An 18,015-nucleotide genomic window follows, 5' to 3' on the forward strand; every position below is an offset into this window, starting at 1 on the left:
GTCATTCTACGCTGAATTATCTCAGCCCGGTTGACTTCGAACGGTTAAACCAACAACCTTATTTAATTGTCCAATAAAACAGGGCAAGATCAAATCCCCTGCCTTTGACCCGAAGGGTCGAAGGTCACGAGTGAAGCCCATGAGCATAGCGAATGGGTTAAGCGAGTGAGGTTTCGACATCCTGACCAATAGATCCGGTTCCGAATGAGTCATCAGACGAATGAGAAATCCGAAATTATCGCTTAATAAGCCTGATTAATATAAAAATCAACAATCCTAATGTTGATCCTAAATAAATCCAACGGATATATTTTCTCCCCTCAACATCGCCGGCTTTCAATAATCTGATCGAGGAATAGACAATTGCCGAATCCATGACAACGAACGGTATTAAATAAATGGTTGAAAACCAATTCATTATGATGGGAATGCTCGTTAGGAAAACAACCAGAAAGAATATATAAATACTTATTCTGAGAGCCGTATCGCGCCCATATTTAATGGCAATTGAATTCGAATGTATAAGAGTATCTCCATGTATATCCATTGCATCAGCAGCAATTTCTTCTCCAAGATCTATCAGTGCGGCAATTATGGAAAAAAACAAGACAATTTTATTAAACGGCAATCCGACTGAAACCCCTCCATAAATAAATGTCATTCCGACCGAAAAACTTACCATAATATTCCCAAGTAATCCGGTCCTTTTAAATCTCCAGTTATAAAGAAATCCAACAATAAATAAAACGATTGAGCATAATAGTGCAATTATACTGATCAAATAACCGAAGATAAGACCAATGAATAAAATAATTATTGAAAGTAATAGAGCTTCCGACGGCGTAACCAGACCCGCGGGAATCGGCCTGTCGGGAGCATTTACTTTATCGGTCTCAACATCGAAATAATCGTTTAATACTAATATTGAAGCAGAAACAAAAAATACCGCTCCGAAACCAAGTATTGTTTGGGAAAGGGAGGCAAATTTCCCCAATGCAAACAATTGCCCCATAACCACGCACACTCCGGCCGAGAATGGCAGTTCAAATCGGAATAATCCTGCAAGACCCTTGATTTTAGCCATAAACATCATATCACTTTACCTAATTCCAATTTCAGCCCAAAACCCAAAAATCGGCCGAATACTGTATGTCCAAATAATAATAACCCGGTTAATGTTGATTAATCCAGTTTAAAAAACAAAGTTCCAGTAGAGAAGGAGTTTCCGTCGAAGATCCCGCGTTTCGCGGGGGACTCCTGCCATCCTTTACTGCAAATAGTCCTATTTGACAAAATCACTACCACTTTGATGGTAAATTGGGCACCGGGGGGTATTATAGAGGAGTCTTTCTTTTATTATGGCTATATATGCGTCACAAATACGGATTGTCCTCTGGGTAGCCGCGCCAAATTTATTTGGGGCGGGTTTTCTCACTAGCAATTATACCCTAATTGGGGCAGACCATTTTTTTACCGGGGAATAACTTTTGAAATTTTTTAAAAACGCAAAAACAAAGCCGATTCCGTGCAACCGAAAGGAAACAAACAAAGTGCATGGAAAATTATCGTCAAAATCGGCCTCATAATCACATTTAAACAGGGTGGCCTTCGCAAAATAAAGAAACCCGCCCATGACGGGCGGGTTTCGATGCGGGATGTGACATCCCTGTCCAGGGCTTAGCTGTCCTTGCTATGATGAACCTGATGTCGAAACCTGCCTCGCTGCGCTCGGCATCTTCGGCCCCTAAAGGGGCCGAAGACAGGGGATTTCGACCTTCTCAATCACCCCTGCTTGCGTTTGTTCGAGAAAAAGTCCATGAAAACATAATTGCCCAGGTCCTGCGGCGAGGCGAAATACGCCCGCCCCTTGTTGAGCTCGGTCAATTGCATGACAAAATCCTGAAGGTAATGATCCTCGGCAATCATGAAAGTGGTGATCGGAATTATTTTCTTGCGGCATATAACCGCCTCATCGAGTGTCCGGTTGACAATCATTGGATCGAGCCCCATCGGGTTCTGGTAAGTACTGCCGTCGCGGCGCTTGATCATCGACGGTTTCCCGTCGGTAATCATGAATATTTGCTTGTTGGCGTTTTTCTTGCGCAGGAGAATGTTACGCGCCATCTGCAGCCCGGCTTTGGTGTTGGTCAGGTACGGCCCGACCGACAGGTACGGCAGGTCTTTGATCTGTACTTCCTCGGCATCATTGCCGAAGGTTACGATATTGAGGCTGTCTTTCGGGAAACGGGTCGTTATCATCTCGGTGAAAGCCATCGCCACCTGCTTGGCGGGGGTGATACGGTCCTCGCCGTACAGAATCATCGAATGCGAAATATCGATCAATATCACCGTTGCGGCGCTGGTGGTTTTGGAAGTGTCATACACATCGAGATCGGATTCGGACAGATCCATGCCCAGCGAGCCGGAACGGGAAATCGAATTGAGGAGCGAACCGGTGATATCCAGATTGCGCATATCATCACCGAAACCATATTTCCTTTTTTCGGGGAGAATCTCTTCGGATTCACCGCCGCTGAAACGGGTATGATGTCCGCCCGGGCCGGAGTTGCGAAGGTTATCGAAAACATAATCGAAAGCATCCTTGCGCAGGCCGCGTTCCCCTTTGGCGGTCAGCACCGAGCCGTCTGTATCGGTATGAATCAGGCTCTCTTTCTCGAGTCGGCGGCGGAACTCTTCCGGATCGAAATCCTCGGGAATATAGCCCATGTCGCGGAGCCGTTCCATTACTTTGAGCGCTTTCTCGACATCGCCGCTGACCTGAAGGAGGATATAATTGAATATTGCCATCAGGTTCCGGAGCGATTTCAGTTTATCGAAAAAGGCGCTGTCGAGCCTGGAGTAAATATATCGCACGCTTAACCCCTGAGGATGTTTTCCAGCATGTCGGCATAGATAAACTTGTTATCCGGCGACTCTTTGGCGATGACATTCGAACGGTGCAATCCTTCGAGAATCAGTTCCATGGCCAGGTACGTTTCAGGCTCATCCTTCGGCTTGTAGTATTTCTGTGCCAGTTTTTTGAGGCCGACAATCTGGTCGAGGCTTGCTCGGTAATCTTCATTCGACATCTCGTCCGATATTTCGAGGTGCTTGCCGGAGGCGAAGAAATCCTGCACCGGTTCATAAATGTTTTCATCGACGATCGTATCATTGCCGCGCTTGCGTTCGCTCCGGGGAGGCGGGAAGGTGCGGTCGAAGGCGTTCTTGACGGCGCTGCCGATAAGGTTTACGGCCAGGGTGGTCGGACCCTCGAGTTCCCCTTCATAGACCAGCTCGATCTTGCCGACGATGGAGGCGATAAGAGAATACAGGTCGCAGATGCGCGGGAAAAGCTCTGTTTCGTTGTTGATGGCGGCACGCCGTTCGATATTCGACAGCAGGTTTTCATAGGCCGATATCGATAATCTGGCCGAGACACCTGATGTCTGATCGACATATTCGCTGTTGCGGGCCTCGAAGGAAATTTCCTCGATAATATCGCGGATCACTTCCGGTACGTCGATTTTGGAGGTCCGCTCCGACCAGGCTTCCTGAGCGGTGATTCGTTTGGCATCCTCGAGGCTGTCGGGGTAATGCGTATTAATCTGCGATGCAATACGATCTTTGAGCGGCGTAATAATATTGCCGCGGTTGGTATAGTCTTCGGGATTGGCCGTGAAAACCAGGAGCATGTCAAGCGGGATACGAATCGGAAAGCCGCGAATCTGGATATCGTTTTCCTCGAGAATATTCAACAGCGAAACCTGAATACGGGGCTGCAGGTCGGGCAGTTCATTGATGGCAAAGATGCCGCGATTGGTGCGGGGAACTATACCCCAATGGATAACGTCTTCATCCGAGAGGTCGAGCCGCTCGCGGACCGCTTTGATCGGGTCGATGTCGCCGATCAGATCGGCCACCGAAACATCGGGTGTGGCCAGTTTTTCGTGATAGCGTTCGGACCGGTGAAGCCATTCGATTTCGAGGTTATCACCCGTTTCGGAAGCCAGATTCTTGTATTTCGATGAAATGGGCTGAAACGGATTCTCATTGAGCAGGCTGCCTTTGATGACAGGAATATATTCATCCAGCAGGGACATTAACTCCCTGAGAATTCTGGTCTTAGCCTGTCCGCGAAGACCGAGGAGGATAAAATCGTGACGGGACAAAATGGCATTCTCGATCTGCGGCAGGACGGTCCGGTCATAGCCGATTATTCCGGGAAAGCGTTTCCGGCCGGATTTGATCATTTCAATCAGGTTTTTGCGAAGCTCGTCTTTGACGGAGAGCGGTTTATAGCCTGCTTTTTTCAGGCCGCCGAGAGTCTTTATGTCTTTCATATTTCCCTTACTGTTTATTTTCATTTTGTTATACGCATATTCGGAAACAAGAAATAAGGGAGAAAGTTCTCAATTTACGGACTGATTAAGTCTAAATAAGGGTTTATAAAAAATGCGGGTGTCGAAGGTTTCGACACCCGCACCTCAAGGTAGTAGTAAATGATGCCTTATGGCATTTATCGCTTCAGCAAATCGCTGACTTAATTCGCATACGAAACCAGTTCGTACCGTTTCATCTTGGCCCGAAACGTCGATTCATGAATCGACAGCAGTCGCGCCGCTTCGGACTTATTGCCGCCGGAGGCGATAAGGGCCTGGATAAGCAGTTGCTTCTCGAATTGGTCGACCTGCTCAAACAGCGAATGTGATTCCTGATCATTCCCGGTTTCAAAAAATGATCGGGACAGTTCCACAATCGAGCCCTCTTTGGCCATCGATGCCAGCACTGACAACTGTTTGACCTTATTCTCCATCTGCCTGATATTGCCCGGCCAGTCGAAATTCACGAACATCCGGATCAGTTCGCTTTCCGGTTTCTGGCCGTCGGGCAGAAGACCGAATTTGCTCATGAAGAGTTCGAGCAGATATGGTATATCTTCACGGCGCTCTCTCAGCGGCGGCAGTTCGAAGGTTATGCCGGCCAGCCGGTAATAGAGATCCTGGCGGAAGGTGCCATTTTCGACCATTTCAAAGAGATTTCGGTTGGTCGCCGCAATGAGAATAATGTCGAGCGGAAATTCCCTGGCCGTGCCCAGCGGCCTGAGTTTCTTCGTTTCAAGTATACTGAGAAGTTTCGCCTGGAGCGAAAGCGGCAATTCGCCGATTTCATCCAGCAGCAAAACTCCTTTATCAGCCGCCAGGAAAAGCCCCTGCCGGTTTTCTTCTGCTCCCGTAAAGGCGCCTTTCCGATAACCGAACAACTCCGACTCGATCAGCGTATCCGGGACGGCGGCGCAATTGACGGCGACAAAGGGTCCATCCGGCCTTATGATGGAATGAAAATATTTGGCCAGATGATCCTTGCCGGTTCCCGTTTCACCGGTCAACAGAATAGGCAGATCGCTGTTTCCCAGCAGTTTCAATTGAGTGGTTATCTCTTTCATTCTGGCATTTCTGGTCGGGAATTCCGGCACATCGGTCATGATGTCACCCGCCGTATGAAGAGAGGACCGGTCGGTCAGTTCGAGGCTGCCGATCAGTTTTTGAATCTTCAACGCCTTTTCGGTAATGCCGCAGATAGTGTACAGCTCTTCGGCCCGGCACAGGTACATGATTCTCTGATTCAATCCGAAGGCGGTGGAATTTCCTGCGGAAGCCAGACTATCGGCCAGTTCAAACCGCGCCCGACATTCTTCCAGAGTCGAGATCGAATTGATAAAGGCATCTTTAGCCTTCTGTCCGTTTTCCAGATAGACGTGGCATCGGGCCTGGATTCTCTGCAAGGCTCCAATCTCGACCGAATCCTCGAGTTTTTTCATGACGATCATAGCCTTGTTGGCTAATTGAAGCGCTTTGCGGTACTGACCGCTCTTGAGTGCCACTTTGGCCAGATGACGCAGCGGGCGGGCCGCCAGAAGTGAATCGGGAGCAATCTTGGAGGCCCCGGCGGCCGCTTTTGACAGAAGCGATTCCGATTCGGCCGTCCGTCCTGTCCTGTGCATCAGTTCTCCGGCATAAGTCAGATAAATGATTTTCTCTTTGGGCATATTATTTTTTTCGATGTACTCCCGGCCCTGTTCGAGAGCCGCTTCCGCTTCTTTATAATACGCCTGCTGGATTTTGACGTATCCCAGGGAGAGATAAGCTTTACCCAGCTCGACTTCATCACCGAGCTCTTTGGAAAGCTCGATATTGAAACGGATATTCTCGGCCGCCTGATTAAGTTTGCCCATAAGAGTATAGACACGGCCGATATTGCCGAAGAGATAGGCCAGTTTTTGGTTATCATTTTCTATTTTGGCATATTCGACTGCCTCTAGCAGGCATTTCAGCGAGCTGTTGAACTCGCCCTTGCGAAAATGAATAGCGGCAAGGCGGTTAAGGGCCGTGCCTGCTTTGGTCAGGTTGTCACTTCGTCTGAACATTGATTCCGCGTCACGGAACGCTTTTTCGGCTTCACGGAATTTACCCATTTCTCTTAGTGTATCGCCCAGAATGATGTAGCATTCTGCGGCTTCGACCGTTTCTCCGATTTCACGGGAGAAAATATTAATGGCCGTCCTGATTAATGTGAGAGCTTTGGGTAAGTTATCCGATGAGCCATAAGCCTGCGCTCCAAGACGCAGAATGATACCGTTTTCCAGATCCGACTTGTTTTCCCAGATATCCCGAATCGAATCGAAATACCTGCAAGCGGCCTGGAAATCCCGGCGAGCCGTCATACCTTCGAGGTATTTTCGACAACTCCGGCGGTATTCCATTTCTGCGTTTTCGAGTTGGCCCATATTATCTTACCCCTCTCCCATCAGTGCTGTTTCCGACCTGATTTTCGTTAAAGGTACCGGGAAGAAGCGATTCGCTTTTTTGCCCGGAATCGGAGCTTCTATCGAAGTAAAAATCAGGAACCCAGATAATGCGGATCAGGTCAAGGAAGAAGATTCCGCCGGAATTAAGGGTTCCGCCGGACTGGCTGGTTCTGTTGACACTTCCGCCACCATTGGGATCGACTTCTCCGCCCCACGGATGGTCATCACCTTGATAGATAATGGGGATTTCAATTCTCTGCGGGTCGTAAAACCCGCTGACCGGCGGTGCAAAAAACAAAAAGACCAGCACCGCCAGAAACGGCAAGAATTTGAGCGATTTCATTTTACTACTCCTTGATTGAGTTTAAAACATCTATTCTAACACCATAGAATATACTGCTTCTTATAGTATGAGGGGTAAAATTGGTCTAGAGCCGAGGTGGTCACTCACTCTAATAAAATTTACATAATTTAATCCACCTTGTCAAGTGTTTTTTGTTATTGTACAACAGGTTAATAACTTAAAGATATTTTCAAAGCATGTGCGAAAACGATAAATTCCGCCCATAAAAAAAAGCGGCCGGAGCCGCCTTTTTTATAAATAAGAAATATTATTTCTTATTTTCTGTTTTTTCTTTTGTTTTGAAAAGCAATGTCCTGTTTTGCTCATGACTGTCGGCCAGCAGCAACGTCCGCAGATCGGGCCATAGTCCGGGTTCGATATCAATCCGAGAAATGTATATTTCCCGTTTGACATCAAGCCGGTTATCATCCTGCTTTACACTCATGGCAAAGCCGCCCGCTTTATTTTCTACTTTTATTTCCGAGGGAAGATAAACCGAGACCATGTCATTCAATTTGATTCTCAGTTCGATACTGCAACGCATCAGGCATTGCAGGCTCACGGGTGACATGCGTGTGGCTTCATAAAGCAAAATATCGGCCGGCAGATGGTCATAAAGGCCGCCGGCAGGGTTGCCGATTTTAAGAGGCAGTCGCTCGAAGTCGTCCTTTTCCGGTTTTTTCATGCCGAATTCAAATCCGGCGGTGACATTGAAGATATCGAAGCGGTTGAAACTGTAGTCGGTTACCTCAGCGCCATCGATCAAACCGCTCATTACCTCATTGAGAAAATCCGCGGCTTCACTATCCAATCCCTCCATCCGTTCGAATACATTCAGGCAGTTGTCGGTGTAAAAAAATCCCTTTCCGGTTATGGAATCGCCGGTCGAATCAATGTCCAGGTCGATGATAATTTCCATGCGGCTGTACTCACTGGATCCCCTGATTCGTATAACCGGTTTTTCATCGGTTCCTGGCGACCAGATGGTTCTTCCGGTAATTTGCGCTAGGCCTCTTTGCAGAACGCTTTCCTCGGGGTCATAGTACGCTTCAATATCCGGCCCGGAAACCCAGACACCAATATTACCCAGGCGGGCCAATGATGGCACGGTGTTTTCAATTACACCGAATTCATTGCTGATGAAAACGGGAAGGGCGGTCAGTCCCGCTTTATTGAAAAGCGCCGCCGCCAGGACGGCCCGATCGAGCCGATGACCATAAGCGGAGCTATAAACGCTTATGGCTGCCCGAGGCGAAGCCGGCCAGAATTTATCGGAGTAATTGATGAAGGAAGTTCTCTCGCCGATAAAGGCCGCAATCAGGCTCGCTTTCTCCGGGCCGGTCCGGCTGTCGCGCAGTAGCGAGTCCAGCGATGTGGTGAGAGAGCTGTCGATGACCTGCGCCAGCCCAAAGGAACCTTTTATATAATTTCCAAGTGTGGTCCAATCCGGCCAGGTGGACCAGATTATATGAGGAGTATACCGGGCGGGATCATCGGTATGGGGAACCGGCAGGGCCGGAAGCGGCCCCATGGTCCAGCTAAGGGTCTCATATTTCCCATCTTCCGATAAGCCTTTTTCCGGATCCGGGACGCCGGGCGATGAATAAACAGGTCGAACTTCATCCTTCGGCATGGCCAAGCTGAAGCGCGACTTCACCACCGGATGTTCTTTGGCGAAAAGCCACATTCCTTCAGTGCCGCCGCGGAATGATCTGTTGTCTTCGATTGTGTACGATACTTCGAGAATACACGGAATTTCGATTCCGTTATGCAACAGCATCATTTCCCGCATATTGGCATAAGCATAAGCCGGCCTGAGCTGAGACGGGAGCGTTTCCACGATGCCGGTTTCTCCGGTTTCCCACCATTGATTATCGCGCCATGTCCTGAGTGCATTAACTTTGAAGGTGCAGTTATCATGATCGTACGGGATACGGTGATCGCCGTAAGTCTCGACCCCGATATCGGTCCCGATCCTGATAATTCGATGCACCGTGATGATCAGGCGATGGTCGCTTGTCCATTGATTGGAGATTTCGTCCAGCAGTATGACGGCGTCATATTTGGTGAGATCAAATTCTTTTTCGGCGGCGGCCAGGAGTTGCGCGATATCATCCTCACCGGTGATGGATTGCTGCGCAAGAACGGGAGCGCCTGACAAGGTGATTGTCACGGTCGCGATAACCAGCAGGTACAATTTAATCGTTTTCATCGGGCGCCTCCTTTCTCGGCACGGAAGACCGTTTTGGCATAGTCTTTGGCTTCCTTGACCGCCTTTAAGAAACCACCATATCCGTCGGGTGGAATCTGTCGTCGTCGAATTTCGATATTCTGGGAAATTTGCAGTCCTTTGGCGGTCATCTCGCCGGTTCCTTTGAAGTAGGCATAAGTCTCGTCGATCACCTCGCTGCTTTTCGGCTCGGCGACACTGTAGCCGCGCGGCAGATGAATTGTCTCGGTGCCGTTAATCATCTGGGTGAAGTAAAAGAAAACATCATCGTGGCGCTCATCCGGCCAGTCATAATTGCCGCCGCGGTACAGCAGCCGGTTGTTCTGGACCACGGTCATCATCGGACTGATGAATTCCAGCCCGCCGTCGATGGGGAAGGCAAAATCGGGGATTCGATAATTGATTCGCCACCACATCGGTTTTTTGAAATCGTGCGGGTCGCCGTGATCGTACTTGATGATTTCGATGCGATCGCTGACCGCGCTGAATAATCTGGCCATGCTCTTATCCAGATCATAACGCGGATACCAGACCAGCATGCCCCGCAAATAATAATCACCGGCGCCGTCACCGCTGAGCCGCAGACTTCCTTCCAGCGTACCGTCAGGGAGAAGCGTCGCATCATTCTGTACTTTGAGGGGCGACTCACCGGGCGGGCTGTAGGCTATGCGGCTGAGCGTTTCGCCCTGCGGGGAGCCGATCAGGTAGTGTTGCTCGGTTTCGAGCTTGCTCCAGATGTCTTTGTCATTGGGCACCCAGGTTGGATCATACATGACGAATGACCCATCCTTCATCCGAAGCGCCACGACGCAGTGATTGAACTGGTCGGCCGGGATATCCTCGATCCTGCTTCCGGCCATGGTCATGGCGCCGTATGAGTCCAGTCCGGCGGCACGCATCATGGTAATAAGCATCCCGGCAATGTCCTTGCACACACCGCTGCGCTGTTCGAAAATCATGGCTCCCGGATGCAGGGTATAGCCTTCGCCTTTGCCCATTGTCTGGCCGCTGTAGCGGATATTCTGGGCCACCCAGTGGACCAACTCGAATGCCTTTTCCTCTCCGGTACCATTAATGACACCGGCTTCGCTTAGAATCTCATCGACTTTAGCCTTGATGGCGTCGTTGTACTCGAATTGGCTCTCGTTGACGTCAAAAAACCAGCGACTCTTGGCTTCCCAGTTTTCGACAGTGGCGATCACCACTTTTGTCAGCAGGTCGGTTTCATCGGGACGGTAACGCTCCGGCTCCCGGGCCGGAACATTTTTTGTCCACCACGAATAAGTGGTCGTGTCTTTGACGTAGCCGGTGTGGCTGTACATCGGGCCGTTATAAACCTGGGAGTGTATTCTTTTGCCGGCCGGCATTTTCAGAATATATTTTTTTTCGACAATCGGTTTGGCGGATTCGAAAAGGACAATATCGAAATATTCACCCGGCATGGGCGGTGTGAATTTTTCATCACCGGAAGCGTTTTCATCGGCCGACTGATCATCAAGCAACGCGTAGGAAAAACCCTTCTTCTTCATTCTTACTTCGACACCATCGCCGATATGAAGGCGCGGAAGCTGGATGCTTTTGATTCGGTCCGACCAGTAGATAGCGCTCTGCGGCGCGGGAAGATCTTTCAAAGACTGGAGGCCCACTTTTATGGTGCTGTCGTTCCGAAGGATATTTATTTCCTCTATTTCAACCATATTGGTCAGCGGCTCATAGCCCCAGGTGAGCACCGCCAGTTCCAGACATCCCTTTTCCGTCAATATTTTATACAAAATATAGCTATCCGTATAAGTGATTCCCGATTCATTAATGGTATTAACGGTCTGATCATAAACAATGGCATAGGCGGCGCTGTCGAAATCGGCCGCGACACCGGCATTTTGAATACGATCGAAGGCGGTCGGCGGCGGGGTGTCGCCGGGTGGAAGCGGGGCGGAACCGGTTGAATCCGCATGAATTATGGGGACGCAGAAAAGAGCCATAAGCAGCAATATGGTCAGTTTCATAAGCTTCTCCTCAAATGCCGGAATGGGGGCAAATGTTTTTGGCCTTATATGGCCGGTTTGCGAGATAATATGATAGCAAAATTATATACAACAACGGTTTCCCTTTTTCGTCAATAATATATGAGATTATGTCGCATTTTTGAATTAAAAGCTAACAAAGATGGCGTTTTTTTTCAAGACCTTTAACCCGAATTTATTTCCGGGCTGTTTCCCGGACATATATATTTGTAAGAATCACAATCATGCCGTAAATTATATCAAATGACTTGTTCCGGTTGAAGCGATATAACATGAAGGCGGTGTGTATAGAAAAGGCCATGAAAGCAATATCTGCACTAACCCTGCTGCTTGTGATATTCGCGATTGTCCCCGCCCCGCAGGCAATGCAGGGAATTACCTCACCAAAAAATAATCCCGATTCTCCCAGTCGAGTAATTGTGAAATTTTCCCCGAATTCGGGCCTGAATTTCTCGACCGGCAAAAGCGGCGCTGCGGTGTCAGGATTGGCGGCTATCGATGAAATCAACCGGCGCTTACGGATTAAGGATATAAAACCGCTGTTGAAAAAAGTGGCCGTGGCTTCCGGCGAACGGCGTTTCGACAATGTCTTCCTTCTGACCGTCCCGCCCGGTGTCAGCGCCGAAACAGCCGCGGCCGAGTATGCCGCTCTGCCCGGTGTGGAATATGCCGAGCCCGATTATGAGGCCGAGCTTCATGCCATTACCAACGACACCTATTTGTCGCATCAGTGGGGTTTACACAACTATGGCCAGGGGCATTACTTAATTATCCGCAATCCCGGTTATGAAAACGATAAAATGGTCATTGTCTTTGGCAAGCCTGAAGCCGATATCAAGGCGGCTGATGTCATTGTCAACCCGCCCGACAATACGGTGACCACGGTTGTTGCGATTATCGATACCGGAGTGGATACCGATCATCCCGATCTGGAAGGGAAGATGTGGAACAATCCGAGAGAAATTCCCGATAACGGTATCGACGACGACAACAACGGTTATATCGATGATATTTTTGGCTGGGATTTTTCAACGTCAAATGAGTTTTTTGAAGCCGACATGGAGGATAATGACCCGACCGATTATTTCGGACACGGCACCCATTGCGCCGGCATTGTGGCGGCAACCGAGAATAACGGCATCGGTATCGCCGGAACGTCGCCGAATACAAAAATAATGGCTTTGAAAATTTTTCCGACCGCGCTGACTTCGAAGATGGCCCGTGCCGTGATCTATGCCGCGGATAACGGCGCCGATGTGGTCAGCATGAGTTTCGGGCTGCCGTACCGAAGCTATCTATTGGAAGAGGCGGTCTCCTATGCCTATGAAAAGGGCGTCGTCCTCTGTGCATCATCCGGCAACAGTGGAACCGAAGAGTACAACTATCCGGCGGCTTTTGACAAAACGATCGCCATCGGCGCCAGCAATGATTCCGATTTTGTCGCCTACTTTTCGACCATCGGGGATCATATCGATATCGTCGCCCCCGGACTGGCTATCCTTTCGCTGCGGGCCGACACCACCGATATGTATCAGGACGACGAACCGTGGGTGCATATCGTCGGCGAGGATTATTATCTGGCCTCCGGCACCAGCATGTCATGCCCGATGGCCGCAGGTGTCGCGGCTTATCTGAGATCGGTTTCGTCCGGTCTGATTCCCGAAAAAGTGAGAGAGATCATGCAAGCGGCGGCCGATGATATAGTTGATCCTTACGGTCAGGGTCTGAATTTGCCCGGGCCCGATATTTACAGCGGATATGGCCGCATCAATCTCATGCAAACGCTGGCCATCGCTCCCAAAGTGCGGGCCTATATCAATGCCCCGGAAATCGGTGAAATTATCAGCGGAGCTGTGGATATTACGGGAAGCGCCGATGGAGACGATTTTGTTTCTTACTCTCTGGAATACGGAGCCGGCGCCAATCCAACGGAGTACAATACTATTTCAAGTTCCTTCGATCCGGTAACCGACGGACCGCTGGCGGTATGGGATACCGACGGTATCTCGGGCCGTTATTCCATAAAATTGAAAGTCGGCGAATATAACGAATACAAGAGGAGCATTTTTATTGCCAATGAAGCTATGGCGCGAATCAGGTATCCGGAAGAGGGCGATACCCTGTCGAATATCGTCAATATAGTGGCCGATGCCTATTCGACCGACTTCAGTCATCTGGTGCTGGATTATGGCAGTGGAACCTCGCCGACCTCCTGGACGGAAATTGTTACTGTAACGGCGCCCGCTTCGGGCGATGTTATTGCCGGCTGGCTGGTGGAGTCGCTTCCGGAGGGTCAGTACACCCTGCGCCTGTCGGTTTATTCCACCACCAAACTTGAGATGCAGACCGAACTACATGTAAACATTCGTTCGATTTTTTCTTCGGAAAATGCCTGGAAATTAAAAATTGACGCAGATGTTGCACTGCTGGCCAATTATGGTGATATTGATAATGACGACATAAACGAAATTATCCTGGGGACAACCGAGGGCGTAAAAATATTCGAACCCGACGGCACCCCGGATAACACCAGCCCGGCCGTAAATATCGCCAATAATTTTATAGTGCCGCCCGCAGTCGGCCGCCTTGATAATGATAATATCGAAGATTTTGTCGTTGTCGGCGCCGATCCCGCCCGACTGTACGGTTTTCGGTCCGGCGGCGCCGATTTTGAATATCCCTTGAATTCCCCGCCGAATATTGAAGACTATTCCGGGATGGAATATGATTTTACGACGCTTTTTCTAAAAGACATCGACGGCGACGGCCGCGATGAAATTCATCTGGTCATCGTGGACCGGTTCGGGGCGGTCACTTATATGTTTGATGCCGAATCGGGATTGACGCAGATATTCAGCGGAGTATCGATGCATCTGCCGATGGATATGAATGATGACGGGCAGGATGAGCTTTATCAATACCTCAATACAACCGGTATGATCAGACAACTGGATCTTGACGGGAATGTTGTGGCGAATACCGCGCCTATGTTGAATGGGAAGCGCTTCTATTGCAGGGGATTGACCGCTTACGATATAGATAATGACGATCGCCCGGAACTGATCGCGTCGGGCTTTTACACCGAAACCGGATACTGGTTGTATGCCTATGACGAAAATCTTGTCCTCAAACCGGGCTGGCCGCATCCGATGGGTATCGATGATTTTATTGTTCCGACGGTTCCCATATTCGGGGATATTGACGGAGACGGTGCGCCGGAGTACTTTTGCGCCGATTTCGATGTCAGTTACAGTTATGTACATGCCTGGAACCTGGATGGTTCCGCTTTTGTACCGGGTAATCCCGATGGATTTTTTACGATAATTCCCCGTCCCGGCCGAATCAACATGCTTGTCCTGAGTGATGTCAACAATGACGGCCGGGCGGATATCATTGCCTGTACCAATGATGATTTGTTTTTCACGTACCGCGTGCAGCGTATTTACGCCTGGGATCTGTCGGGCGATTTAATCGGCGGATTCCCGATTATTACCGCCCCCGAAATACCTTTGAGTTCGGGGAGCAGCTTCCGATTTATCCCGACGCTTGGAGATATCGACAAAAACGGTTATATCGACCTGGTGATGCCCGCCGCCGACAGTTCATTGATTTTTATGGATTTCGTCGGCATGTCATACGATTCGGCAAATTCTCTGGCGCCGGTCTGGAGATATAATCGCCGCCTGAACGGTATCGGTCAATATGTCGAATCACCGGTGACGGTCAATGACGGGCAAAACGGACGGCCCGGAGAATTCCGGCTCGGACAGAATTATCCCAACCCCTTCAATCCCGATACGCGGATCGAGTTTGCGCTGCCGGCAAAGGGGCATGTGACAATCAGTATTTATGATATTCTGGGTCGAAAGGTAAAGACGCTGCTGGATGAAACAATCCCGGCCGGCAGTCATGCGATTGACTGGAATGGTCAAGATGATGAAGGAAATTCTCTGCCATCAGGGATATATCTGTACGGCATAAAGGCCGGGGAATACAATCTGGCGAGAAAGATGGTGCTGATTAAATGATGACGAGGCGGAAGGAATCATATATGCACGGACCCTTGCGCAATCTTGCTGTTGCTATACTGTTGATTGTATGTACGGCGAGCCTGGTTTCGGCGCTTCCGCCGCGGTACACACCGCGGATCAGTTCCGCCGCCGGATATGAGAATTATGACCTGCGGACATTTTACGATGTCAATAATCTGCTGATGTTTGTTACCAATTCTGGTTCGCTGGCCATGGATCAGACACTGTTATTCGGGCGGGCCGAAGGTTTCTATTATCCGTTTGCCGGTGATACCAGCGAAATCAGCAGCGGTGTTCTCGACAAAACCGTGGTCTATGCGGCGGGCCTGGTCCTTGCCGGAAAAGTTGACGGGCAAATCAGAACCGCCGTGGCGATGTACGACAACCCGGAGTTTGTGCCGGGTCCGATGGAGGAAGGAAGCTGCCTGCCGTTTCAGGAATCATTCAAGGTGTACAAAATCGACGGAAACTCCGCTCCGGGTGAATATGATTATGACAACTGGCCGGATTCATTGGGCGCTCCGGTCGATACCGAAGGTAACCCGCTTCTGATCGGGGCCCAGACTCTCTGGACGGTTTTCAATGATGCCGATCCGGGACTGCATGATAATTATTACGGGGGCGGCACGGAACCGCTGGGTATCGAGGTGCAGCAGACGGTATGGGGTTACGATACGCCCGAGGAGGAAAACTTCCTTTATCTCAAGTACAAATTTTATAACCGGGGGCCGAATATCATCGACAGCTTTTACATAAATTTATGGGCCGATCCCGATATAGGCGGGGCCAATGATGATTTGATCGGCTGCGATACGGTGCATGATATTTTCTTCGGGTTCAACGGCGATATGTACAGTTATGTCTATGACACTATCCCGGCCGCCTGGGGGGGAAAAGTCATCGCCGGGCCGGTGGTCGAATCACCGGGGGATACCGCCCAATTTGACGGTGTGTCGATGCCCGATTATAAAAATATCGGAATGTCGTCTTTTATAAGCTACATGAACGGCACCGAGCCGGATACACCGGAGGAGCTGTTGCTTTATGCCCGCGGGTGGGACGGCTTTAACGGTGTTCCGCTGGTGAACCCGTTCACCGGCGATACCGTGACATATTTTGCCTGCGGCGATCCGCTCTCACGGCGGGGTTATATCGACGATGAACAGGGTGACAAACGAATCATGGTCGGCTTCGGGCCGTTTACTTTCAATCCGGGCGACAGCCAGCAGGTTGTCTTCAAGCTGGCCGCCTATGCCGAGCGCGATAATTTCTTCTCGCTCTCGGTCCTCAGGCATCTGCTCGACTCGAACATCGCCATCGACTCGGTCATGGATACGATAAATTATGTTGCCGCCGATTCGGCGCAGATTATTATCGAGAATTCGGGCCTGGATCGGGTGGCTTTTTATCCGCTGAAAGAGCGGTGGCTGTCATCGTACAGCTGGGGCGGGAATTTCTACTATGGCGGGGCCGACTATGCCTCGGAATTTTTCGGAAGTGCGCTTGATTTTAACATCGTCCCCGATTCGTTTCATTCGGTCGAGGTGCGTTTCTCGAATATCGTGAAGCAAAAGGCCTATCGGTATGATAAAGGGCCGGAGTCGGCGTACTCGTATGCCGGCTATTATGATGTCCCGTTCACCGTCTGGGATATCGACAACGACCGCCAGCTTAATGCCGCTTTTGTGGAGTACTATCTTTCGGATGTTTATGATTCCACCTGGAGTCCCGGACTGGTCGAGGACAAGGGGGGTTGGGAATGGCTGGTGATTTTCAATTCCGACTACTCCGGGGAGAACCCGGTCAACAGCGGCGGATACGATTATACCACCGTCTCACTTCTCGATAACCCCGACTCGCTGGATATTCTGTATTTCTTCTGGCCCGGTCTGGAACAGACGGACGATATGTCCCGCCTCAAGGATGGACAGAAGTTAATCTTTACCGGGCAATTTTTGAATCCGATGGGCCCGGTCGATACCCTGCAGTTTCCGACGGTCGAAATCGGGAGCACTATTGACCAGCCGATTACGGTCAAAACTTATGCCGATGGCCCGACGTTTCTGGCCGTCGAAGCCTCCGACCCCGGCGCCTTTCAGGTGTCGAGCCCCGTGCTTCGCTTTATTGAGTTTGACCAGGCGCGGATTTCGATCAGTTTTACACCGTACCGGGAGGGAGAGTATAATGAGTACCTGTATGTGGTGGATTCAGTAACCAATAAAGTCATTCACACGGTCAGCCTATGCGGCAAAACGCATCTCTATACATCGGTCGCAGAAAACAATGTAACGCTTCCGGACAGGTTCTTGCTGTTGCAGAATTACCCCAATCCCTTCAATCCGGCCACGACTATCGAATACAGTCTTCCGGCGCGGGCTCATGTCAATCTGAGCATATTTAATATTCTTGGCCGGAAGGTAATAACACTGGTCGATGAGGCCCGCGGCGCCGGGACTCACCGTGTAATATGGGACGGGGCCAATTATGCCGGCAACAATGTGGCCAGCGGCATTTATTTCTATCGCATGGAAGCCGGCGAATATATCGAGACGCGAAAAATGCTGTTGATAAAATAGGTTATA

The 18,015-nt window shown here is 49.9% G+C and carries 10 protein-coding genes; 2 read left to right on the forward strand and 8 right to left on the reverse strand.

The genetic code is table 11. The features are described 5' to 3' along the window. Positions 1 to 235: 235 nt before the first annotated feature. The 8 genes from CVT49_06790 to CVT49_06825 all read right to left on the reverse strand — a co-directional run bounded on the left by CVT49_06790 (position 236) and on the right by CVT49_06825 (position 11,384). Positions 236 to 1,090 carry a prenyltransferase gene (locus tag CVT49_06790; GenBank protein ID PKK83781.1) on the reverse strand — a complete coding sequence of 285 codons (855 nt, stop codon included), beginning with the start codon at positions 1,088 to 1,090 and terminating at the stop codon, positions 236 to 238. Positions 1,091 to 1,441: 351 nt separating this feature from the next. Further along, on the reverse strand, positions 1,442 to 1,633 hold the full coding sequence (locus CVT49_06795) for a hypothetical protein (protein PKK83721.1): 192 nt from the start codon (positions 1,631 to 1,633) through the stop codon (positions 1,442 to 1,444). Positions 1,634 to 1,782: 149 nt separating this feature from the next. After that, complete coding sequence (locus tag CVT49_06800) at positions 1,783 to 2,874, reverse strand: hypothetical protein (protein ID PKK83722.1); 1,092 nt, start codon at positions 2,872 to 2,874, stop codon at positions 1,783 to 1,785. Positions 2,875 to 2,876: 2 nt separating this feature from the next. Then, a complete protein-coding gene (locus tag CVT49_06805; protein PKK83723.1) occupies positions 2,877 to 4,364 on the reverse strand; it encodes a magnesium chelatase in 1,488 nt (495 codons plus the stop codon). A 176-nt stretch (positions 4,365 to 4,540) separates the two neighbouring features. After that, complete coding sequence (locus CVT49_06810) at positions 4,541 to 6,784, reverse strand: hypothetical protein (protein ID PKK83724.1); 2,244 nt, start codon at positions 6,782 to 6,784, stop codon at positions 4,541 to 4,543. A gap of 1 nt (position 6,785) precedes the next feature. Beyond that, positions 6,786 to 7,148 (reverse strand): hypothetical protein, encoded by a 363-nt coding sequence (locus CVT49_06815; GenBank protein PKK83725.1) that lies wholly within the window; start codon positions 7,146 to 7,148, stop codon positions 6,786 to 6,788. Positions 7,149 to 7,416: 268 nt separating this feature from the next. After that, entirely contained in the window at positions 7,417 to 9,360 is a 1,944-nt protein-coding gene (locus tag CVT49_06820) for a hypothetical protein (protein PKK83726.1), read from the reverse strand. Continuing rightward, positions 9,357 to 11,384, reverse strand: a complete 2,028-nt coding sequence (locus tag CVT49_06825; GenBank protein PKK83727.1) for a hypothetical protein — start codon at positions 11,382 to 11,384, stop codon at positions 9,357 to 9,359. Before CVT49_06825 ends, CVT49_06820 begins: the two co-directional genes overlap by 4 nt. Before the next feature lie 290 nt (positions 11,385 to 11,674). Between CVT49_06825 and CVT49_06830 the strand changes: the two genes are divergently transcribed. Both CVT49_06830 and CVT49_06835 read left to right on the forward strand, forming a co-directional pair. After that, complete coding sequence (locus tag CVT49_06830; protein ID PKK83728.1) at positions 11,675 to 15,430, forward strand: hypothetical protein; 3,756 nt, start codon at positions 11,675 to 11,677, stop codon at positions 15,428 to 15,430. Further along, positions 15,427 to 18,009 (forward strand): hypothetical protein, encoded by a 2,583-nt coding sequence (locus tag CVT49_06835; protein PKK83729.1) that lies wholly within the window; start codon positions 15,427 to 15,429, stop codon positions 18,007 to 18,009. Before CVT49_06830 ends, CVT49_06835 begins: the two co-directional genes overlap by 4 nt. The last annotated feature ends 6 nt before the right edge of the window (positions 18,010 to 18,015 follow it).

Source organism: candidate division Zixibacteria bacterium HGW-Zixibacteria-1 (genome assembly GCA_002838945.1).
In the GTDB taxonomy this organism is placed as follows: Bacteria; Zixibacteria; MSB-5A5; order GN15; family PGXB01; genus PGXB01.